This is a genomic window from Asaia lannensis NBRC 102526 (assembly GCF_024054035.1).
GTDB classification, from domain to species: Bacteria; Pseudomonadota; Alphaproteobacteria; order Acetobacterales; family Acetobacteraceae; genus Asaia; species Asaia lannensis.
On record NZ_JAMXQU010000001.1, the window covers coordinates 69,809 to 91,926 of the forward strand.

The window sequence follows — 22,118 nt, forward strand, 5'->3', positions numbered from 1 at the left end:
TTATCGTCGGTACGATACAGTTGTTGCGAGAAAGATAAAGGTGGGCCCGTCCGTTCGGACAGTTTGTGGGCTATACCCTGATGTCGTTATGTCACCCGTCTGACGGCGCTGGTACGTCATAATACGCCTCATCGGGCGAACATCCGGCCAGCGCCTAGGCTCAGGACCCATTGATTTGATTTTGGAAATCTGATTCAGGCTCTGTGAGGAGACTGTAGGTGAGCGACCCTTTTTAGCTGACAGACGAACAAACAAATGGAACGTCTGCGGCCGTTTTTTTCCAAGAGTCACGGCAAACCTCGCCTTGATGACCGCTATGTGCTGAGCGGCATCATTATTGTGAACCGCAATGGTATGCGGTGGCGTGATGCGCCCCGGGAATACGGTCCGCACAAGACGCTGTACAACCGCTGGAAGCGTTGGGGCGACATGGGCATTTTCATGCGGATGATGGATGGCATAGCTGGTGCAAAGGCCGAAGCCCGGCCCCTCATGATTGATGCGACGTATCTCAAGGCGCACTGCAAGGTTTCAAGTCTGCGGCTAAAAAGGGGGATCCAGGCCGCCTGATCGGTCGTATTAAAGGCGGCATGAATACCAAACTGCATGCGGTCACCGATCAGAACGGACGACCGCTGAGCTTTTTCATGACTGCGGGGCAGGTCAGCGATTTTACCGGCGCCGTTACCCTGCTGGACAGTCTTCCTGCAGTACAATGGATGCTGGGAGATCGCAGGTATGACGCCGGCTCGTTCAGGGACGCCCTGGAAGAGAAAAGAATAAAACCTTGCATTCTAGGACGAAGATCCCGCGGAAAACCAGTCAGATACGACAAGCGAAAAATATAAACGTCGCAACCGGGTCGAGATCATGTTCGGAAGGCTCAAGGACTGACGGCGTTTTGCAATGGGCTACGACAGATGCCTCATCTTCTTCTTCTCCGCCATATGCCTCGTCGCAACCGTCATGTTCTGGCTATGAGTCTCGAGCCGATTCGCATAATCACCGTTCTTTTTCGGCCATTTCCATAGTTTGAGAGCGTCACCCAATGGAACGGTGTGACCTTTTTCAGCGTCGGAATGTTCCACCCAAGGGCGTCGTTTATCTCATGCCACCTAACGTGACATTGCCACTTAACCGCGCGATATGCGCTGTCTTCCTCGCCTGGCCCTAATTACGATAATAAAAATTATTGGAATTAGGTGGGCGATCGAGCATCTATTCTATACGCGTTGGTTCATTCGCCTCAATCTTGTCCGCAAGTTCCTGCATGATGGGCTGGTAATATCGGTCGAGCGATTTCAGATCGCGATGTCCGGTGACCCGCATCAAATCGAGCGGGTTCGCGAGATAGCGCGCGAGACGCGACGTAGCCTCGTGACGAAGATCATGAAAGGTGAGGTTGGTCAGGCCCGCCCGTTTTGTCATCCGGCCAAAGCGGACGGAGAACGCCTTCTCATTGCCGATATCGAAGATCTTCTCATGCGGCTCCGGCCTATGCGACATCTGCTCGAGTTTCTCGACGAGGAGGCGCCGTGCACCAGGTGTCAGAGGACGCTTCTCAGGGCCGAGCTCCTCCCGGTGTCGCTCGATTTTCACTCTGGCAAGCGATAGCGTGCGACTGCGGAAATCGATGTCTTTCCAGCAGAGAGAAACGGATTCCGATAAACGGCAGGCTTGTTCGATCGACCATTTGACGAGCCATACATCGTCCGCATGCTCAGAGGCCGAAACAACGTCTACCAGCCGGTCATATTTACTCTGATGAGTGTTGTCATTGTCGAGCATGGCCAGTCGCCTATTACGCTTCCTGTCAGCGCCTTGTGGCCGTTTCACAACCCTGCCCGAAGCATGATTGACCGTATGGATATCCCATTCACTGATCGCATGCTGATTGATGCTGGCGAGAAGATTGAGCCGCTTGACCACGGTCGCTGGCGCATAGCCGTCCGCAAGCATGCGATCACGGAAGGCCCGAACGTTAGCAGGCTGCCATCTACTCACCATGACATTGACGACAGGGTCATCGAGCAGGGCAGGGATGTGGCCCGTACGGTCCGCCTGGCGATGGGCCATGCATTCGTCGCGGTAGCGTTCCACCAATCGTCTGAGAGGTGTCTTGTCGAGGGACGATGTGTCCTTGAACTGACGAAGATCGACCTCGGCACGTTTTTCAGTGAGCCAGCGACGAGCCAGAGCTGAGGATGCAAAGGTCTTTCTCAGGCGTTTGCCATCGACCATCTTGCGGGCCTGATACTGACCTGCGCCGCGGAACCATACGCCCTTGGGCAGTGGTTTACCTGTGGCAGGATCGATGCCTGATCTTTCTGCTTCGCTCATGCGAAGCCCTTGATACCAAAGAGCCATGTTTTCCTGATTGGCTCAAATTCAACACTCTGGTAAATCAGGATTTTGCTTCGACTTGGCAACATCCCGCAGAGAACTGCGGTAAATGCCGTGGTGTCCCGTACGGGATTCGAACCCGTGTTACCGCCGTGAAAGGGCAGTAAGAAACTTTGGTATTCCTGAGGTTTAGAAGATAATTACCTGATTATCGAGTGTTTTGTATCACCATTGGTCACTGTTTGTCACCCCTGATCTTCCTCCGTTTGGCTCATGGTTGGCTCATGGCTCAGCCACATTCAGTTGACGTGTCTATCATCTGACGGCTTAATAAGAGGCTTCGTTTCCGAACGCTGGACTCATGGCCGATACACCTGATCCTCTCCGACCGGCCGTGCTGAACTACGAGGATGCTGCGCGCTATCTCGGCATTTCCCCTGGGCGCTTACGCAATCTCAAGTGGATGGGTATCGCTCCGAAATCCATCAGCTATGGCAGACGCGACGTGCGCTTTCGCGTGACTGATCTGGACGCATGGCTCGACCAGAAAGCAGGCGTTGCATCGCCACCCGAACCAGCGCGTAAACGCCCCAAGAGACCGCGCAGAGGTGTCACCGTCTGGCTTGTTCCAGCCCTACTAGGTCTCATTGGCCTCATCATCTGGCTGATCAATCTGTTCCTGTGACGTATTCGGGTCTGGTCTAATCTGACCATTACGGCTCAAAAACGGAAGATGGTTTCACCGAGCAGGGAGCTGGAACCTCGGCGAAGGGGCTAGCTTTTTCGCTCTTCATCTCCTCTGCCAGTCGTTCTGCCTCAGCCTCGTCCAACTTCCTCAAAGCGACTCGCGTCACGTATTTGGCTTTTTCAAGATTGCCGGTCAGCTTGCATTTCATGATCTCTGCCTGTGTCTCACGAGGCAGTTTTGCTGGCGGCATCCAGATAGCCTCCAGCAGATCCAGATCTCTCCTGGCCCTATCGCACTGTGAAACATGGCGTGCTTTCCATGCGGCGATCTCCTCTTGCCTGCGCCTGTCGGCCTCGCGGCAGAGCGTGACAAGCCATTCCCTGCATGTATCCCGTCTGACGATCTTCTGAAGCAGCTCACGGTTCTCTCTCCGCAGCCGTGCATTGGCTTCTTCGCGTTCGGTCGGCACAGGCAGGCAAAGTGGTTCGGGTGGCGTAGAGCGCAGGCCGAGATGCCAGAATACAGTCTCCAGAAGATAGCGCAGGATCTCGGCCAGCATTTTCGAAAGCCGTTCGATTTCCTCATCGAGGTGGGAGAGGCGTTTCTTCTTTGATAGGACGAACACCTTCGTACGCAGGGCGTCACGCTCCTGTTGTGTTTCCTGCAGCTGTTTTCCCGTCTGCCAGAGCTGCCTGCGCGTGTCTTCTATCTGCGCAAACAAAGCCGCGCCTTGTTCATCGACAGAGCGCCGTGGACCATACTCCTGAGGCGGTCTTGCATTCAGTACCGTGCGGCACGCCCTGGCTTCATGCTTCCACTGCCGGATGTAGTGAGCGAAGTTTGGTGGCAGTAAATCGATACAATCCAGCGAGACGATCCTCGGCTGTTTTTCCGCAGGTTGTGACGGCCCTCCTTTGGCAGCCGCTCTCGCAAATGCTTCAGGGTCACGCCTGAGTTCCTCAAGGGGCGGCAGAAGCAGACCGCTCCGCTCTCCATGATGCACCATCGCTGCCATCTCCAGAGGGGCACGCTCCAGGAGCGGTTTGACTGCTGCCCGGATATCTCCGCATTTCGGTCTGGTCGCTTCACCCACCAGAAGCTGGCGGAAATCCTTCATGCGTGTCTTCGTCAGGCGCGTGAAAGACCCGATCAGCACACCATCAGCCGTCTCGATGATATGCGCATCCTTGCGGGTATCCTGCCGGTCTCCAGCACGCATGACCCAGCCCCTTGTCTTCAGCAGAGCCCGAAAACGATACAGCTGATTATCCGACTGCGCCCAGAGAGAGGCGATAGCCTTCTTTGCTTCAGCAAGATCCAGCCCCTGTCGCTCGGCTATACGACGTGATTGCGAGGTATAGGCTGCACGTGGAAGGGGCTGGGGTCCGAGTTTGGATGCGGATGCTGCTGGAGAGAGGGGTGTGTCAGGATATGCTGGGGCAGGGGCGGGGAGGTTTGCACTATCGACTGCTGGTCCCTGCAGGACCGTCTCAACCCGTCCTGCTTCTGTCGTCTTTCCCTCCTGACGCAGGGCTTTGACAATAGCCCTGTCATGTCGCCCCGGCACCAGCTGATGCCCGAGACGCAGTTCCTCGAGACGGGCGCATTTCTCCAGACGCTGCCACGAGAAGCGCGAACTCAGCACATGGTCGTCCTGCCATTCGGGTAGGAGAAGATGACCATGGGTGCTGCCATTCTTCTGATGCACGACGAGCGTCATACGCTCCCTGTCCGCCTGCAGTTCATCGCACAACCTGGCTGCAAAAGAGGCGAGGGCCTCGTCACTCATGGGCTCGGCAGGGTTGAAGGCAATATGACGCAGGCCATAGCGTATGCCTTCGCGCCTTGCTTCCTTCATCCAATCGGCCAGACACCAGTCACTGCCAGAGAGAACGCGTATCGCCTCATTCCTCGCGCCCTTTAGCACGTGCCGGGAAACGGCCTGATGGCCGCTGGTCGTCCGGATACGGGTTTCCTGCACAATCATGCGTCCCCCTCCGGAGTTCGAGGGGGCTTAGTGTAGTGTTGTGGGGGCGGTCGCTATCGGCTTGGACACCTCCGCCTCCGCCTCCGCCTCCGCCTCCGCCTCCGCCTCCGCCTCCGCCTCTGTTTCTGGTTCGACCATCTCCCGCTGTCGGGACGTCCTCCTTGTCCTCGTCACCCGCAGGGATTTGAGCAGGACATCGACCCGGTCCTTTGTCTCTTCCAGCGCATCCAGAACATTCCCCGCCCGGACAGCGTCACCACAATGGGCAGAATGGGCCAGCTGGTTGAGGTTGTTGCCAATGCGCCCAAGCTCGCCCCGCAGCTTGCGCAAGGAGACGCTCACCGCCAGCCCGTCGTGACCGGTCAGGTCGGCCTCTTTCAGCAGGGATCGCACCCAGAGGGCTGTGGTCTCATGACCCAGAAGACGCGCTGCGCCGGCCCAGTCAGCCAGCTCCTCAGGTGAGGCACGAACCGACAGGCGGGAGGAGCGGGCAGGGCGGGACAGGCTGGGGACGGAAGGCGTCACCGGGACGGGAACATGGGGTGAGGCAGACATGGGATGCGCTTTCCATCAAGGGGGTCAACGGGGGCGACAGCCCCCTTGCCAGCTGCTTCGTGCACCCAACGGGTAGCCACGAAGCACTGCTGGCTCAGGGGAGCCAACCCACGAGCTCATGATAGAACAAGACAGGAACGAATGCCGGAAAGAGCAGGCGACTTCTGACAAACACCGAGCATAATGACAGGAATTTTCTGCCCTCCGTCTGCGAGGAAACCGCTCTCTTGCGGGCTGTCCCCTCCGCTCTCCCGGAGGGCTTACCTCAGTTTTCCGCGGTTTCCTGTGAGGCAGTCTCGGCGGTATCAGCATTGGCAGCGGCATCGGCGGCAGTCTTCGGTTCCTCGACGGCCTTCAGTCTCACACCGGGGCCGAACTGCTCATCCGCCGGGATGAACACTGCCCCGCAGGCCTCCAGCGTCTCACGCATGGCCCGCAGCGTGCGGATATGGGGTGTGCGGGCATTTGTCTCGAAATCGGCCACGGTGCGATGCGCCATCTCGGCCATCCTGGCCAGGTCACGCTGCGAGAGCCCCAGCATGGCGCGGGCGGCACGGCATTGTGAAGCAACAAGCGTCATGGAGGGCTCCGTAGAGGTAAGGGCAGGAGATGGAAGAGAAGAGGGAGAGAGACAGGCGGTAGGGACAGAAAGAAGGGCAGGGATATTAATGCCGATACTGCATCATATGAGCTGCTTTCGGAAGGCGTTCAGTCGGTTTTCTGAAAAAAGGCCGGTGTTTTTTCGCGGGTTAGGGTGCTGAGAATCTAATTGCGAGTCCATATAGGATTGTAGGGAGTCCAAATATGATTTGGAGTCCAAATATGTTGACTGTGACCTAAGAACGCCGCTATCTGTCGTCTCGAGAAGGAGAACGCAGTCATGGCGCGCTATGGATATGCCCGTGTGTCGACCGATATGCAGAGTGTCGATGCCCAGCTTCCCGCCCTCGAAGCCGAAAAGCTGGACATGATTTTTGTTGAGACCGTGTCAGGTGCCGTGCCCGCCAGAGAGCGTCCCGTTCTCGCCTCGCTGCTGGACCGGCTTCAACCTCACGACAGTCTTGTGGTGGTGCGTCTCGACAGGCTCGGGCGCGATGCAATCGATATGCTGCAGCTCGTCTCCGCGCTGGATGAGCGCAACGTCAGAGTGCGTATTCTCTCGCTGGGCATCGAGACGGGCACGGCCAATGGACGCCTGTTCCTCACTATCCTGATGGCCATTGCGGAGTTTGAACGCGAGCTCATTCGCGAACGTACCCGGGCGGGGATTGCTGCAGCGCGAGCGGCGGGGCGTCACATCGGACGGCCCCGTGCCCTGACACCGGCGCAGACCCGGCATGTCAGGGCATTGGCGGCACAGGGTCTGTCCATCCGGGACATCGCGTCCGTCATGAATGTCGGGCGCGCCACCGTGCATCGAGCGCTGCAGGGTGAGGCCGGTCCGCGGCAGGCCACGCAATCCTCCAGCGCCGCAGCCTGAGCCTGACGCTGGAGTGGTGTGTTGCCTCAATGACGGGGCCTTCGCACCAGCGTGAGACCTGCCAGACCGCAGGCGGCGACAAGCGCAAGCCAGTAGCCGCTGTTCCATGAGGTCGCATCAACCAGCGCGGTGGCCTGTTTCTGTACCATGGCCTGCAAATCATGCTGCATGGCGGCACTACCGCCAAAACCGCCAAGAAGCTGACCCGTGCTCTGGGCTGCTTCGTTTGCGAGATGATGCAGCCTCGCATGCACGACCAGAGGCAGGGCGAGCAGCAGGAGTATCGGCAGGGGATTGAGCAGACGCGCCCGGGCAAAACCGAGCCATGGTGTCACCCAGGGCAGGAGCGTGATGGCGCAGCCGAGCAGACGCCAGAAGCCGAATGTCATAGTGATGTCCGCGCCACCCGTCTGAACACCGAGCAGCTGGTTCAGCGTGTAATCGAGCCTCATGCCCAGCATGGTGTTACCCGCATCGAGCGTCCATCCAGGCAGAATGTAGAACCCAAGCAGCAAGGCACCTGACATGACCATGCCAGGCAGGGTCATGCGGTCCCTCTGCTGGCGCAGATAGGGCAACATCACAGCTCCCACTGAGCCACCATTGCTGCGCAGGGTCTGACCGAATGCGCTCAGCGTCTTATTGGCCAGGACATCACGCCCCAGCACATGGATGGACGCGATGCGTCCTTCCGGTGTCAGGGTAAAGCTGACTTTCTGGTTCAGGGCCGGAGCTGCTGGTCCCTGCCAGATGCCGGAGAGCATAAACTCATGCTGTTTCCCGTCAGACACGAGAAGGCCCGGCTGGGCGTCGGGAATACGGATGATTGTGCCGCGACTGGCAGCGCCCGGCTGTGAATCAGTGGGTGCATGGGCTGCGGAGCTGGCGTCATGGGTATCACCAGCGCTGGGCAAGGAGGAGGGATGGTTCATCGGTCTGTCCTCACAGGGCGGGCTTCGCGGTGGCATGCGCGAGTTTGGCGTCGATGGCTGCATTGAGCTGCCGGATGATCTCGGCTGTGATCGCCTGTTCGGCACCGATATCCTCGGTCGTGAGGGTCAGGCTGCGCACGGCGGACGGGTTTTGCGGGACGACGCTGACAGCGATGCGCAGCCAGGCCTGTGTCGTGGCAGCGCGCGGGTCTGACGAGGGCGAAGGATCAATCCCGGTGCCATCTGCTTTCTCGATGACGTTGCCGTTTTTGAGAGCGTAGAGCGCGGTCGTGGCACTCCCGCCCGATAGCGGCGGCAGATGCGCCGTGTAGTGCGCATTGAGTTCGGTCTTGAGGGTATCGTATCCGGGTGCATTAAGAGGCGGGTAGGAGACAGTGCGCTCGACGCGGGTCACCACGCCGCCCATGACCGGTGGAGCGAGGGTGACATCGATCCTGTCGTTCTCGCGCTGGCAGGCCAGCGATGCCGGATAGGGCTGGCTCTCGATATCCACGCCCTTATGCGATGTCCGTAGCGTCTCGGTCCGGATGCTTGGTTCTGTCTGGCAGTACTGGCGCAGCACGGTAGTAGCTTCGGGCGCGGACATGCCGAGCGAGAGACCGAGTATGGAGGCCTGACCGAGCGCATTGCTCATTCTTGAATAGGTGAGCTTCTGCGTGAGCGCGACGCCGCCATTATCCTGTGTCGCAGGAGAGGTTGGAGGTTGCGCGACGTGCCCCTGACCAAGCGCATTGGCCGCATTGACCATGTTGCGGCGGAAAGCCTCCATATCCTGAGCCTGAGCAAGCGGCGCTGAGGCCGCAGACAGCAAGAGGCAGGCGATGACGCGTTTCATGGTTTCCCCCGGAGTGATGTGACGCAGGCCATCACAGGGCCGGGGCAGGTGTCAGTCTGAGCCACCCCGAAAGCCATGACAGGACAATGGTGGGGTTATGGGTGAGCGGAAGCCCGACCTTGCAAAACCCTTGCTCTGACTGACTTTGTGGCGGCTCGACCCTGTCCTGGCCGGTTGGTGATGACCGGTTCACAATCCGTCGGTTTCGGGACGGCTCGGCATCGGGCCGGGTGTCCTGTCTCCAAACCGTGTTCCGAAATCAGCGAGGGGGTTTTCATGACACGGTATGGCTATGCGCGCGTCTCGACCGATGAACAGACGCATGATCCGCAACTGGTGGCACTCGAGCGGGAAGGGGTGAGGGAAATCGTGCTCGACACGGTTTCCGGCGGGGTTCCGGCGGCATCACGACCGGGTCTGTCAGGGCTGCTGGCGAAGCTGCAGCCGGGCGACAGTCTCGTTGCAGCGCGTCTCGACCGGCTGGGCCGGACCATGCTCGACGTGATGGGGCTGGTGGGCACTCTCGTGGAACGTCAGGTGCGCGTGAGGCTTCTCGATGTCGGGATCGAGACCGGCACGGCAAACGGGCAGCTCTTTCTGACCATCCTTGCCGGGTTTGCGGAGTTCGAGCGCGAGATTATCCGTGAGCGAACGCGGACCGGACTGGAGGCGGCCCGGCGTAGCGGGTCACGGCTGGGGAGGCCTGCGCGGCTGACCGAAAGGCAGTGCAGGCACGCGGTTGAACTGCACGCATCAGGAAAATCTCTGCACGAAATTGCAAAGATCATGGGCGTCTCGAAAACCACGATCTGGCGCGCGGTTTCCTGCGGGGGAAAGTGTTCCGGAAACGGAGGTTCCGGGACAGGTGTCCGGGCCGCCCGGTCGGTCTGATTGACACCGACACGATAATGACCGGTTCCGGGACAGAAGAACGTGGCTAGAGGCGCGGGGTTTGGCGCGAAAGGTCGGCGTTGCGGTGCTGATGCGCAGGAGCGGACATCTTTAGCTAGTCCCGAAAATATATGAACGGGGGCAATTCGTCGCATCAGCGCTTCGGACGCGGTGGTCTTGGCCCGATGCGGGCCCAAGCCAGACCCTGTCGTGAGAAAACCCTGGCAGTGAACACGCGATGATGCTTTATAGCACGATGCTCGTGAAACGGGCATGGGTCCGTCTCACTCGCGAAGACGCGCAGGCAATGAAAACGCGAACGATAGAGGACGCCCAAACCGGCCTTTCTGCATTTTTGATGCCTCTTGACACCATGCACGGAGTTCCCAGATTGAATTTGCCGGCCGCCGAAGGGGTCGGCAGACAGAACTATCAGTTTTGATCTTGTGTCCATGTTGCTCAAAGGAGGATATGGCTATGAGAGCCACCGTTGATTTTGCTCCCCTGTTCCGTTCGAGCGTGGGTTTTGACAGAATGCTCAATGCCCTTGATCTCGCCAGCCGGATTCCGACGGTCGATAACTGGCCGCCTTACGATATCGTCAAGACCGGTGAGGATGATTACCGGATTGACATGGCGGTTGCCGGACTTGCCGAGAACGACCTTACGATCACACAGGAGCGCAATACTCTTGTCGTGACAGGACGAAAGGCGCCGGAGCCGCAAAGCGCCGCCGAATATCTCCATCGGGGTATTGCGGGCAGAGAATTCGAACGCCGCTTCGATCTGGCCGAGCATATGAAAGTCACCGATGCGCACTTCGAGAACGGACTTCTGTCCATTACCCTGAAACGTGAGATACCCGAAGCTATGAAGCCGCGTCGTATCGCGATTACGTCCTCTACAACACGTGCGGAGGAAGCCGTGCCCCAGATCGAGGCGCGGAAAGAGGCAGCCTGATGGCGTGACGAAAACTCTCCCCCGGCCATTCATCCGGCCGGGGGAGAATCTCGAAAGGTCATGAGCGTGAAGAGGATGAAAATATCTCTGTCGTGCGCTGCTCTGAGCTTGTCTCTACTGAGCCAGTCGGGCGCACATGCTGGTGATATTGTCCGGACGGCTGCAACATCGTTCGATGCGAGGGCGACTGAGGGAACGTCCACAATCCCCAAAACCGGGGCTCGCACTCATTACGAAGACGGCACAGGTGATATGCTGGTCGACAGCTTGAACGCAAGCCAGTTGGATCAGAACTACAAGGGGCCGGTCTATTATCCCGGACAATTCATTCCGCCGTTCTGGCCCATCGACACAGATCATCTGGCACCGTCAGGGTCAGAGACGGCGAAGAAGACGTCCTCATCGCACGGGACGTAGTGGGGATTGAGTAAAGGCGGCGTTATAGACCGCCTTTACCTCGATTCTTCAGGATGAAGACCGTTCAGGCTCACAGCGGGCCGCAGGATTATCTTCGAGATGCGCCTGTTCCCTGGCATCGCGCGCGACACGCGCATCCTGCTCGCGGACCAGCCAGTAGACGATGCCCAGCGCAAGAACACCCGCCGAGAGAGCGAACAGTTCCATGGCAGTCACATCATGCAGATCCAGCAGGATGAATTTGCGGGCAATCGCCAGGAGGGCGATCAGGACGATGGTCCGCACCCGGATGACGTTCTCATGCTGGGCAAGAACGACCAGCAGGGAGTGTTTGAACTCAAGAGCGATGATAACAGTAAAGATTGCGCCAAAAATCGCCTGGAAGGTCGTCTGGTTGATCGGATCGATTCCGACATCGACGACCAGATGCCATACCGCGCCGATCAGATGAATCGTCGCGATGGCGGTGACCAGCATGATGAGCGCAATCAGGGTCAGAATGATCGCCTGTTCAAAACCCTCGTAGAATGTCAGGCCCCTGAACAGCTTGATGAAGCGGGACCAGTCCCTGCTCTGCCAGGAACGTTTCATGGAGAGGTCTTCCATAGCCGTTTTCCCATCTATTAATTGCGTTATAGTTCCCACGTCCTGGGTCTGGTTTTTCTTTTAGTGATGGAGAATGTCCCCATGCAGGACACGTTACGGATCATGGGCGCTCACCGCCCGTTCGAACCGCCTCCGCTGCTTCCTTCTCGGGAGAAGAAACAGCGCTCGCGTCCGGCGCACATCCGGGTCAGAGCCGGTGCCAGCATGGCAGACGACAGGACAATGTTCTGGCATGGTCTCACACGGCCTTTGGCAAGGCCGATGTCAGCTGGTTTTCGAGGTCTCCCAACGACCGCGACCAGCCCAAGGCCTTGTCCATGTGCGTGCGGTCAGCGCCAGGCAGGAGTTTTCGGATCACGGCGACGGTCGTCCCTTCCGGATCTGACGCGGTTTTCCAGCGAGAAACCCGATCGTAAATCCGGCGATCGGCCGCCCGACGCCGTTATATCCTTGGTCTTTTTCCTGGTCGCTGAGATGGTCGGCCAAGAAGACCGCCAGATTTGTGCCGATCTGAACGGTCGAAAGCGACTTAATTCTGTTCGGCCTGTCCGTGTGAAGAGTCATGATGCAGTCCTCAGGCCGGGGCGCGCGTGGCCCGATGTTAGAGCCGTCGCATCCAGAGGGCTGACGCTTAAGCCCGAAACAGTGGCGGTGACGTCGACATGCACGGACCCGAACAGATGCAGGAGGGCGGCCTGAGGCGTATAGGCACCCTTGACGGCTGCCGAGGTCCGGCCATCCATAAGGATTGGGTCGACAAGGACCGGGCACCCGGTCTGCTGGCCCAATATCTCGATGGCGCGGGCCAGTGGCATGGATGGAATGTTTACCGGCTGCTTTTCTGTCTCGCACGACAGCACATCATGCGGCGCATGAGCCGATGCCTGCGAGGCCATTCCGACCAGCAGCATGAGGACGAGACCCACAGCAACGTGTGGTCTCTCCCTCTGCCGAAGGCGCCGAGGTTGCTTGGCCGTCTGTTCCGCTCGCTCCGTCTCTCCGGCGGAATGCGACCAAACTGGCCCCATCGTCCCAAGTGAACAGGGCACGGGAGGATGGTTATTCCAATAGTACTGAAGCGCCTTCAGGTTGAGAAACTGGATAAAACTCGACATCTCCCTATTCTCCCTGCTTTCAACCTCACCTTCAGAGACGCGGGGCCTCCGATGGAAGGCCCGGCTCCACCCTCTCATTCGTGCGGTCGTTCCAGAAAAGATGGCGCTTCCGCTCGGAGAAGGCGTTTCTGATCTAACCGGCGCGGTCAGTGCCTTACGCCGCGACCGGAACTGGCGGTGCGGCTCTTGCCCGCATGGGGAGACGGAACGCGAGATCAGAGGCCAGGGGATCACACCCGGCAGGGGCGACCGCGCCCGCCTGGACCAGGCGTTCCAGCGTGGAGCGAAGTCTGATCCCCGGTATACCGGTATGGGCCACCAGAGATGTTAGCGTCACGCCACGTCCGTCATGACCGAGGCGGCGGAGCACGGAGAGGGCACGCGGAGCGAGCGGATCGTCTCCGAAAAGGGCGCGCGTTACCATGATACGCCTCCCTCTAGTCGGTTGCGCCATCTCCGAGCGGCTGTGCGCAAGGAGCGGCGATAGCGGGAATAAAGTCCTTTCAGTGTCGACATCCACATCCTCCGATTAAAGCAACATGGATTTCAGTTGTCTGGCTCACAGAGCCTATGCCGGACCCGATGGCCTCCAGCGAAAGCAAGATTGGAAGAGATGCTTGCCTCGTCAAGAGGGTACGAAATGCAGATTCTTTTCATAAATAAGTTTATTATTTTTATTTGCATTTATTTTCTGTGGCGGTGTTGTAGACAGAAATTACATGGGTTTTGTTGATTTTCGTTAACCGTCATAGCGATGATCGCAGAAAATCAATATATTTTATTTCTATGATGGTGGCTCGGGGTTTTCCGGCCACCATCTGTCTAGAGCGTTTTCTGCGCGGATAGAATCGACAGGGATTCCTAATCTGGCGGTGATCTGATTCAATATGACGGCCGTGAAGCGCGCGGCCGGGTCGGTCGGTGTCAGCTTCTTCGGTACGACGGGCGTCGAAGCGCCGAACGCGACATCGTCCAGCGTTTCTAGAGCGTTTTCCTCTCAATCTGGCTTGTATCCAGCGGCGGTGAAGAAGTTGGCGCATTCTGCGGGCGCGACCTGATTGATGAGTTTGCCGATCCTGTCCCAAAGCCCGTCTCGGTGATGTCACGTTAACTGACGGGGGTTAGCCAAAGCCCGTGGAAGGGATATTCAGATGCTGAGAGCGGTTACGCTGCTCCATTGAGCGAAGGCGCTGATCCGATGGATGTGGCGCGAAAGAGCGGTGGTGATGGAGGCAGGTGGAACAAAGAGATTGCGGATGGCTGAGAAGACGGACACGAAACGCTGGCATCCGCCTGGTGAACGGAAGTGCTGCATAATGCGTTCGCGTTTTCGCAAGGGAAGATGGTTGTTCTCTGCCCGGTTGTTCAGCCCCTTGTGCGAGAGGTGCCCTACGGAAAGACGCATTCTGCGTCTGGCTGCTCCATAGGATTTCAGCTTGTCGGTGATCAGGCGACCGGGGCGCACCCCCTGCTGTTTTAAAAGCCGGGTCAGTAGACGCCTTGCTGCCTTGGTGTTCCGACGGGTCTGCAGGATCTCGTCGAGAACATAACCGTCCTGATCGACTGCCCGCCACAGCCAGTGAGGCTGGCCACGGATCACGATCCGCACTTCGTCCAGATGCCAAATATCATCCGGTCTTGCCGCCTTGCGTCGCAGGGAGCGAGCGTAAGCTGTGCCAAACTTCAGGCTCCAGCGACGGATCGTCTCATACGAAACCACGATCCCCCGCTCGAGCAGCATCTCCTCCACAAGACGAAAGCTCAGGGGAAAGCGGAAATAGAGCCACACCGCATGCGCTATCAGTCCACGCGGAAATCGATGCCGTTTGTAGCTCACACATAACGCTCTCATCGTCAGCGTCTAACACGCCGCACTTAACGTGACATCACCCCCCGGCGACATCGTCGTCATGGACAATCTCGGCTCGCACAAGGGGCCGGGCGTGCAGGCGGCGATCGAGGCCGCCGGAGCCAGCCTGCGGTTCCTGCCGCCCTACAACCCGGACTTCAACCCGATCGAGATGGCGTTTTCCAAACTCAAGGCCCATCTCCGCCGCGCCGCCGAACGCACCCGAGACGGGCTTTGGAACAGGATCGGCAAACTCATCGATCAGGTCGCGCCCGCAGAATGCGCCAACTTCTTCACCGCCGCTGGATACGAGCCAGATTGAGAGGAAAACGCTCTAGATGTTTCTAACGAGCAGGGTTAATCGCTCTCTCACCCATCGCTGCACCGGATGCGTCGTAGTTCGGTCATGCCAAAGCAACGCTAGTTCGAAACCTGGTACACTGATCGGCGGATTGAGAACCTGCAGCCGCCCTCTTTCCTCACGGACAATTCGCGCTGGCACGACTGCGATCATATCAGAGTTCGCGACGATCCGGGGAACGATAAGGAAGCCCGGGGTGGAGAGCACAACACGTCGTGAGCGGCCCATAGCTTCGAGAACAGTATCGGTGGGTCCGGCGAAGCCCCCCCCGTCGGGTGATACGATGATGTGATCAAGACAGCAAAACAGGTCGAGATCGATAGTGCTCTTGATATGAGGGTGCCCGTTTCGCGCAATCAGAACATAGTCTTCACGACAAAACGCACGCATCCGCAACTGCCCTGGCTCCACTTGCGGCAGGTCTATGGCGAGATCAACCACTCCGCGCTCCATCTGGCTGTGCAGCGCCGTGAGGTCGAGGTTGAGCCACGCAATACGAAGACCAGGCGCTTCGCGCCGTAAGATATGGACCAACGGCAGGAGCAGGGCGCTTTGCGTGTAATCGCTGGCTGCAACACGGATGGTGCCCTTCGCCCGGGATGGATCAAATGCAGTGTCTGTTGCCACGACTTGGCGGACGGCTTCGAGTGCCTCGTGTAAACGCGGCTGTAATTCCAGCGCTTTCTGTGTCGGCACCATCCCGCGTTGCTTCGGAATTAGCAGCGGATCGTCGAAGATGTCGCGTAAGCGTGACAAGCGCGTCGACAGTGCAGGCTGGCTCATGTTCAATCGCCGAGCAGCACGGGTGACATTTCTCTCGGCCAGCAGCGTGTCGAGAGTAACAAGCAGATTAAAGTCGAGCCGGCTCGTATCCATACCGTGGATACCAGCACATAGAATATTTGATTTCAAGAATGACGAGCAGGCTCCTAACTTCAAGGCGAACGGTCGAAAGCCGCCTCTTCCACTTCTTGTTCAGGATCGCCGTATGAGCAACGTTCTGATTGTCCATGCCCATTCCGAAGCCCAGTCACTCACCAGTTCCTTGAAGAACCTTGCGGTTGAGACACTGACCGCGCAGGGCCATCAGGTAGAGGTTTCGGACCTGTATGCCATGCACTGGAAGGCTGTCGCCGACGCAGCTGATTTCCCAACGCGTAAGAACGCCGACAGGCTGCATTATGCATCTGAATCGGGTAACGCCTTTGCAACGGGCACGCAGCCCGCTGACGTCGTGGCCGAGCAACAGAAGCTACTGTGGGCGGATGCGGTTATTCTCACCTTCCCGCTGTGGTGGTACAGCACGCCGGCGATCCTAAAAGGCTGGGTCGAGCGCGTCTATGCGCTTGGCTTCGCCTACGGTGTCGGTGAGCACGGTGGAGAGCGCTGGGGTGACCGCTTCGGCGAAGGGACGCTCGCCGGGCGGCGGGCGATGGTTGTCGTCAACATTGGGGGTCGCGAGCCGCACTATAGTGAACGCGGCGTGAATGGCCGTCTGGATGAGATCCTGTGGCCCATTCAGCATGGGCAGCTCTTTTATCCGGGTATGGCGGTCATGGAGCCCTTCCCGGTTTATCAAAGTGACCGCATGTCGAAAGAGCGTTGGCTCGAAGTCGCCGCCGCCTTCAAGGTCCGGATGGAAAATCTCTTCACCGACACGCCGATCCCGTATCGCACTCAAAATGGCGGCCACTACGACGGCCAGCAAGTGCTCAAGCCCGGTCTTGGTGGTGATGAGACAGGTGTGCGGATCCATCTGGTGCAGCCTGGCGATCCCAATGAGGATCTCGGTGCGTCCCGAACGGATACTGCCGAAGTAGCCAGCTACATTTGAGCTCAACGCAAGTAAGCGCGTCGTCTCATGGCGCGGACAGTTGGAAAAAAGATCTACCAGTAGTCGAGTGTGACTGTACCCCATTCTGCGCATCGGAGGTCTCCATATCCATCGCGGAATATGGAGATCAACCAGATGGACTAGGTGTGGCGCTGGGATATTGCCTGTATCTCGACGCAAAAGGGACCTCTTTGCCTAATGGCGATCATAACTAGGCAACCCGCAAGGTGGTGTACCGGCGGTTTTCGCACACAATGGCTGACGAATTTCGCATTGAGACGCACTGGAAGTCTCTGATCCGCTACGACGCACCGAAGATCTTCGATACGGACTCGGGCTCACAATTTACGACACCTCGGTTCAGAAACGTGCATCAGCGAAAACGAGAGCAACCGCAGGCCGGAGGAACGCCTGATGAGAAGGGTCATGATACGTCAGCAGCAACGAAACGGGCCATACGACCGTATCCATAGATCGCATAGCAGGACCACAATACTGTCCGAACGGATGGGTTGACCTCATACTGCAATAGTCGAGTGCTGTATGTGGCGGACGTACGTGACCGTGAAGGGATGCGGATGTCACGCGTGAGTAGGACCAACCAATCATTCGAAGCGAAGACAACAACCAATGCTGCGCCGTTCAATACTCGTTTGAACAGCCGTCGTGGTTTGTCGGCCCGTAGCGTTTTTTGGCGTGCCGGGGGCTTCGCCTTGCAACCTGCTGGTTGACCGGAGACGGCTTAATAAATGGCTGACTAGCACATCTCCGGCCAAAATGCCTGCTTCCATCCAGAGCTATGAACATGCTGATCAGGCGAACGTAATCTGATCCGCCTCTGCATGAAGTTCCTGCCAGACGGATCAGACGGATATCAAGCTCTCCCTGGTGATAATCGTTGCATTGGAGAGATTTGAGATCGTAACTTTGGCCTTGTTTTTGACAACGTCCAAGGATGCCTGATTGAGGGGAGCCTGCGTCCTCGACCATGAGGCCGTGTCAAACCTTCGTTCGTCACGAAGGAGCGGGATAAATCTCCCGCGAGACAGTTGTTTTGATCGGACGCAAGCGTTTCCTAGCCGCGCAGCATGCCTGTAGCCCGCTCGCCATGCAAGAACGTTCGAGTATCCTTCCTACCAGGCCAATACTTTCATAATCAAAATCAGCTTATGAAGCGAACCAACAAATAAGTCGTTGACTCAAACATAGGATGAATTGCAAGAATGGGCGTCGCCGACGGCTCCATCCGTTCAGATCTGATTTGCGTCACTCTAGTCAGAGCCCTGGGAATGAGGGCTCAGTTCACCACCCGCCCATTGCAGTGAACGCGAAGAACACCGTCGGACGCACCGATATCAAAAGACTGTTTTCCGAAGAGGTTAGTGCCAATGAGCAGCAGTCCGAAAAATGAAGCCCGTGAAACTACTATTAAAGGCCAGTCAGTTGAGCAGACGCCTGCGCCTGGCCTTAACGCGATGCGGCCAGTCGGTTTCTTTCCCGGACTAGGCAGCCGCGCGGCGTATCGCGAACTCGAACGTGATTTGTTCGAGTGTGGCGTGCCTGTTGTTCGACAAGTCTTCTCGGAAGCAGGGGCAGCTTTGGGCTGTGATCCCGAGTGCCTCGTCTTGCGGGATTCGAATATTCCTGATGATCGGATAGAGCGACAGGCATTCCTGGGAGCCGCGCTGCTGGCTCACGGGATCGCCTTGCACCGCTATCTCGTCGATGTCTTGCAACGAAACGGGACGGACATTCATTTTGTGTCGTTCACCGGCGAAAGCTTCGGCATCATCACTGCGGCTGTCGCCGCGGGCGCCTTGTCATTAGCCGACGGCGCAAAACTTGCCCATGCGCTGGCCCCGTTCATCCTCGTCGGCGCCGAAGGCGTGTCATCGCCGTCAGCCCTGCAGGTGCGTGTCGCCGAAATGCTGGCCGCTGTTGGCGTCACACAACCTCTTGTGCTCCAGCCCGCTCATGTCGTGGCGCTGACGGGTCATCCGGACACCTTGAATCGCGTCTTGGTGGCAATCGGTGATGTCTATGACGTGTCCGACGTGGAGCTGCACAAGACATACGCCGCGAATCAAGCGAATATCTATGTCCGGACGGGTGCAAGGGAAAGCTTTGGGCTCTTCATGCGCAACTTTGCGGACGTCGCGGTGACAGAGTTGAAAGAGCCGACGTGCTTCATGGCCCATGCTGCCCGCATGGCGCCGGTCCGGGAAGCATTCGCTCGGATGATGGACAGCGAAGGCATCCGGTTCCAGAATGCACATACGCCGCTGATCTGCAATCATGCCAATCGTATCGTCCATAAGGCTGCGGACGTGCGCGATGCCGTTTTATCCATCATCGACTCCGTTATGGAATCGCGCTGGACCGCCAACAATTGCGAGCATGTCGGCGGCAATATCGTGCTGGAACTTGGCCAAGGCGGCAAATCGGTGCAGCTTCTGGTAGACAATGGTCTCACTCTGCCGGCGATCGCCTATGCTGGCGGACAGGAGAATACAGACGCCCTCGTGGCGGCCGCAACGCTGCTGCAGCAGATTGACTGCGTTACAGCGCGAGATACCGCTGGGAGGGCACATCTCCAAGACGGTGATTTGGCCGTGTTGAGGCGAATGTTTGGCGTGCCGGCACGCTATCCGGTGGTTCGGGAATTCATGCTCCGGGAATTCACACGTATGGTTGCTACCTTTCAAGTGACTGCCCCGAGTTCTTTATCACCCTCTCTACGACGGTTTCTGGAGATCTACCAGCACACCTCCGCCGCGCGCGACGATCTCGACCTCGCGGGAGGAGAACTTGCGCTTCAGGTACAGGCGAAGAAAAGTGTCGTGGGTGATAGCCATACGCTGGGGCGGGTGACTACAGAAATCAAAGTCCTCAAGCCGGACGGTTCGGTGACGGCCCGGTGTTCTGCTGGTCGCTGGACGCCGGAAGCACTGGTCTTTTATTTCAGCCGTTTGGACGACGCTCCAGTGCTTGACTTGATCCGCAGTGCCAGACGCATGGCTGAACATCATGATGAGGTCGCAGCACTCTATGAGAAGTTCACGTCCGCGCTGTCGTTTGACATCACCGCAGCGGGGCCGGGTCAGGCCGCGGTGATGTCCCCGCAGGCAGTTGCGACGTTTCAGATCCTCCATCAGCTTGCACTGTTGATCCTGTTGCGGGCGGAACGTCCGGCGATTTTCCTTTCACACGACTATTATTTCGCGAGCGGCGACGTATTAGGATGGTGCGTAGCGCTCTGCGCTGCGGATGCGCTGGATCCCAAAGACGCCGTAACGCTGTATTCCGATTACCTGCGTGGTGCTATCCAGGTGGACACAACGTTCAATACCGGACACAATGACGTTCTAAGGCGGCTTCGGGAAGCTTCGGCCCCCCTTGTCTCGGCGGCTGGCGTACCGATGACGGCGGCCAAGGATATTGCGTCCGCTACGCGGGGCCTGTTTGAACTTCCCCTTGCTAAACAACGGCGCTGTTCGCTTCGTCTCAACGGCGATGTCCAGATTGTTTGCCTGGGCGCGGATCCCGGCGAGGGGATATTCGACACGGCACCCTATGGCAGCGCGGTAACCGTCGTATCTACAGCGGAGCAGATAGCTCAACGCAGCCATAACGCGTCCCTCGAAGCTTTGGAACATGGCTGTGTTTCGTCCCTCACCAGCGACAACCAGCGTGTTCTGCATTTCGCGCGCGGCCGGAAGATTCTTAGCAGTACAGTTTTTTCCTACGTCAAACTGGGCGAGCGCGTCCTGGGTTTTGGGAAGGGCGGTAGTGAATCCATGACCATGTTCGTCACCGCGGAGGACCACCATGCAGCATGAGAATGTCATCGTTCGAAAGATCCTGAGCGAAGCCCTAATAGCAGTCGGCTGGAATCCGGAGGGGACCGGCGTCATGCTGCCACCCTTCACCAAGGCCAAGCGGCAGGCTGAATTCCTGCAGGCCCTGCCGGACCCGGCACGGCGCTACTTTCCGCACGTATTTGATATCCTTGAGCGCGAGATTCAGGTGCCGACCCACTATCTAAAGGAAACGGACCGGCTCACATTCAAGGAACTAATCTATGAGATGAGCTTCGTTCCGGGGGAGGAGGTCAGCCGCTATGTCGAGCGTTGCAGCCCGCCGCCTGCGATCATAGCCCGCATCTACGAGCAGATCGCTCTCGTGCTGCGCAATGACGTGCACAGCCTGCGGCGTGTAAGGTCTCCTGGCAATACCCTGGAGACCTCCTATTTCCGTAAGATCGAAGACCGCCTTGATCTATGCCGCAGCACAGCGCCAAACACTTTCAACGAAAAGCTGTTGGATACGAGCCACATTATTATCAACGGGGTACGCTACCGAAACTTCCGGACAATCCTGAGCATCCTGCGAGGAAACGCGGCCTATTGCGACATGCTCGAGCCACACTTCCATGCCCTCGTCATGGGTGACACCAATACTGAAAATATCAAGATCAATGACGTAGCACCTTTGGTCCGTGCTCAAGCGCTGATTGAGGCAAGCGCACCGGCGGCAGATATCGAGGCCGCGCTAGACGCGATTACGGCAGCCTCGATCGATTTGCGGTTCCTCGATCCGCGGGCGATCGGTTTCAACAGCGAAGGCGCTGAGACGCGCGACGACCCAATGTACGACAACAAGCCTTGGCACAATTCGCTCGGTCACTATGACGAAGTGCATCACGAGCGCTTCGATCTTTCAGTCTCGGTCGGGGAGGGACGCTCACCAGAGGTCGAAATCCGGTATGAACCGGGTAATCCGTATGAGCGCTCCTATAGGGTCGAGGATCTGACCGAGCGCAACATTGATGTCGACGAACGTCCTGATGTTACGGGGATGGAGCGCTACTTCGCGCCAGTGATGCGCAAACTCTATGACCTCGACAATCCCCAGTCCGCCGCTGTTGCCGAGGATCCGCATTGGCTGGTCCGGTTCGTTTTCATGATGGGCGCTCATTTCACCGCCATGCCGCCATTCCATTTCCAGATGGAACTCGACGGCAGCCTGATCGACTCGTATCTCGTGCAGCGGCGCCCGGTCGCTATCTTCTGCGAGGGAGTCCGCTGGTTAAACTGGGCACTCGAAATGCTCGAGGGTAAGCGCAGGAGGTTCCTAGGCATCCCCGTGCCCGATTACGGAGGAGCGTCTCTATCCGAACCGGCGTCAGCAGACATGATGGAAGCGTAACTAACGAATTGACGGCTCTCCTGAGACCAAGTTCTC

Annotated in this window: 18 protein-coding genes and 2 pseudogenes; 9 read left to right on the plus strand and 11 right to left on the minus strand. The window is 58.1% G+C overall.

All coding sequences use genetic code 11. The features are described 5' to 3' along the window. The first annotated feature begins 255 nt into the window (after positions 1–255). Positions 256–981 (plus strand): annotated as a pseudogene (locus NF685_RS00285) (IS5 family transposase). 237 nt (positions 982–1,218) lie between these two features. On the opposite strand, the gene NF685_RS00290 reads toward NF685_RS00285, so the two are convergent. Next, positions 1,219–2,340 carry a site-specific integrase gene (locus NF685_RS00290; protein ID WP_252848173.1) on the minus strand — a complete coding sequence of 374 codons (1,122 nt, stop codon included), beginning with the start codon at positions 2,338–2,340 and terminating at the stop codon, positions 1,219–1,221. Between the two features lie 364 nt (positions 2,341–2,704). Between NF685_RS00290 and NF685_RS00295 the strand changes: the two genes are divergently transcribed. After that, complete coding sequence (locus NF685_RS00295; RefSeq protein ID WP_252848174.1) at positions 2,705–3,028, plus strand: helix-turn-helix transcriptional regulator; 324 nt, start codon at positions 2,705–2,707, stop codon at positions 3,026–3,028. 28 nt (positions 3,029–3,056) lie between these two features. Here NF685_RS00295 and NF685_RS00300 read toward each other — a convergent pair whose 3' ends face one another. From NF685_RS00300 to NF685_RS00310, 3 genes are all read right to left on the minus strand, one after another. Continuing rightward, positions 3,057–5,018 carry a hypothetical protein gene (locus NF685_RS00300; protein ID WP_252848175.1) on the minus strand — a complete coding sequence of 654 codons (1,962 nt, stop codon included), beginning with the start codon at positions 5,016–5,018 and terminating at the stop codon, positions 3,057–3,059. A 27-nt stretch (positions 5,019–5,045) separates the two neighbouring features. Then, positions 5,046–5,573, minus strand: coding sequence for a MobC family plasmid mobilization relaxosome protein (locus tag NF685_RS00305; protein ID WP_252848176.1), 528 nt, complete (start codon positions 5,571–5,573; stop codon positions 5,046–5,048). 265 nt (positions 5,574–5,838) lie between these two features. Then, positions 5,839–6,153 (minus strand): helix-turn-helix domain-containing protein, encoded by a 315-nt coding sequence (locus NF685_RS00310; RefSeq protein ID WP_252848177.1) that lies wholly within the window; start codon positions 6,151–6,153, stop codon positions 5,839–5,841. A gap of 300 nt (positions 6,154–6,453) precedes the next feature. Between NF685_RS00310 and NF685_RS00315 the strand changes: the two genes are divergently transcribed. Beyond that, positions 6,454–7,053, plus strand: coding sequence for a recombinase family protein (locus NF685_RS00315; RefSeq protein ID WP_252848178.1), 600 nt, complete (start codon positions 6,454–6,456; stop codon positions 7,051–7,053). Positions 7,054–7,079: 26 nt separating this feature from the next. Here the strand turns inward: NF685_RS00315 and NF685_RS00320 are convergent, their stop codons facing one another. Both NF685_RS00320 and NF685_RS00325 read right to left on the minus strand, forming a co-directional pair. Next, complete coding sequence (locus tag NF685_RS00320) at positions 7,080–7,985, minus strand: hypothetical protein (RefSeq protein ID WP_252848179.1); 906 nt, start codon at positions 7,983–7,985, stop codon at positions 7,080–7,082. Positions 7,986–7,995: 10 nt separating this feature from the next. Next, positions 7,996–8,841, minus strand: coding sequence for a hypothetical protein (locus NF685_RS00325; protein ID WP_252848180.1), 846 nt, complete (start codon positions 8,839–8,841; stop codon positions 7,996–7,998). A gap of 276 nt (positions 8,842–9,117) precedes the next feature. Here NF685_RS00325 and NF685_RS00330 point away from each other — a divergent pair, with 276 nt between their 5' ends. Together NF685_RS00330 and NF685_RS00335 are read left to right on the plus strand one after the other, a co-directional pair. Beyond that, complete coding sequence (locus tag NF685_RS00330; protein WP_252848181.1) at positions 9,118–9,732, plus strand: recombinase family protein; 615 nt, start codon at positions 9,118–9,120, stop codon at positions 9,730–9,732. Positions 9,733–10,209: 477 nt separating this feature from the next. Then, positions 10,210–10,692, plus strand: a complete 483-nt coding sequence (locus NF685_RS00335) for an Hsp20 family protein (RefSeq protein WP_182999313.1) — start codon at positions 10,210–10,212, stop codon at positions 10,690–10,692. Between the two features lie 465 nt (positions 10,693–11,157). On the opposite strand, the gene NF685_RS00340 is transcribed toward NF685_RS00335, so the two are convergent. The 4 genes from NF685_RS00340 to NF685_RS00355 all read right to left on the minus strand — a co-directional run bounded on the left by NF685_RS00340 (position 11,158) and on the right by NF685_RS00355 (position 14,682). Then, positions 11,158–11,715: a phosphate-starvation-inducible PsiE family protein gene (locus NF685_RS00340; protein ID WP_252848182.1), complete on the minus strand. Its 558-nt coding sequence runs from the start codon at positions 11,713–11,715 to the stop codon at positions 11,158–11,160. A gap of 560 nt (positions 11,716–12,275) precedes the next feature. Further along, positions 12,276–12,626: a hypothetical protein gene (locus NF685_RS00345; protein ID WP_023978167.1), complete on the minus strand. Its 351-nt coding sequence runs from the start codon at positions 12,624–12,626 to the stop codon at positions 12,276–12,278. Positions 12,627–12,984: 358 nt separating this feature from the next. After that, positions 12,985–13,254, minus strand: coding sequence for a helix-turn-helix domain-containing protein (locus NF685_RS00350; RefSeq protein ID WP_023978166.1), 270 nt, complete (start codon positions 13,252–13,254; stop codon positions 12,985–12,987). A 723-nt stretch (positions 13,255–13,977) separates the two neighbouring features. Continuing rightward, entirely contained in the window at positions 13,978–14,682 is a 705-nt protein-coding gene (locus NF685_RS00355) for an IS6 family transposase (protein WP_031240370.1), read from the minus strand. Positions 14,683–14,722: 40 nt separating this feature from the next. Here NF685_RS00355 and NF685_RS00360 point away from each other — a divergent pair. Continuing rightward, a pseudogene (locus tag NF685_RS00360) lies at positions 14,723–15,001 on the plus strand (transposase); the annotation flags it as partial. Between the two features lie 12 nt (positions 15,002–15,013). Here NF685_RS00360 and NF685_RS00365 read toward each other — a convergent pair. Next, a complete protein-coding gene (locus tag NF685_RS00365; protein ID WP_252848183.1) occupies positions 15,014–15,952 on the minus strand; it encodes a LysR family transcriptional regulator in 939 nt (312 codons plus the stop codon). 76 nt (positions 15,953–16,028) lie between these two features. Between NF685_RS00365 and NF685_RS00370 the strand changes: the two genes are divergently transcribed. The 3 genes from NF685_RS00370 (at position 16,029) to NF685_RS00380 (ending at position 22,082) form a co-directional block, all read left to right on the plus strand. Next, the gene (locus NF685_RS00370; protein WP_222546365.1) at positions 16,029–16,874 is read left to right on the plus strand and encodes an NAD(P)H-dependent oxidoreductase; all 846 of its coding nucleotides are present in this window, start codon (positions 16,029–16,031) and stop codon (positions 16,872–16,874) included. Between the two features lie 1,388 nt (positions 16,875–18,262). Beyond that, a complete protein-coding gene (locus NF685_RS00375; RefSeq protein WP_252848184.1) occupies positions 18,263–20,713 on the plus strand; it encodes a hypothetical protein in 2,451 nt (816 codons plus the stop codon). Further along, positions 20,703–22,082, plus strand: a complete 1,380-nt coding sequence (locus tag NF685_RS00380) for a hypothetical protein (protein ID WP_222546367.1) — start codon at positions 20,703–20,705, stop codon at positions 22,080–22,082. The genes NF685_RS00375 and NF685_RS00380 overlap by 11 nt, the downstream gene beginning before the upstream one ends. Positions 22,083–22,118 lie beyond the last annotated feature (36 nt).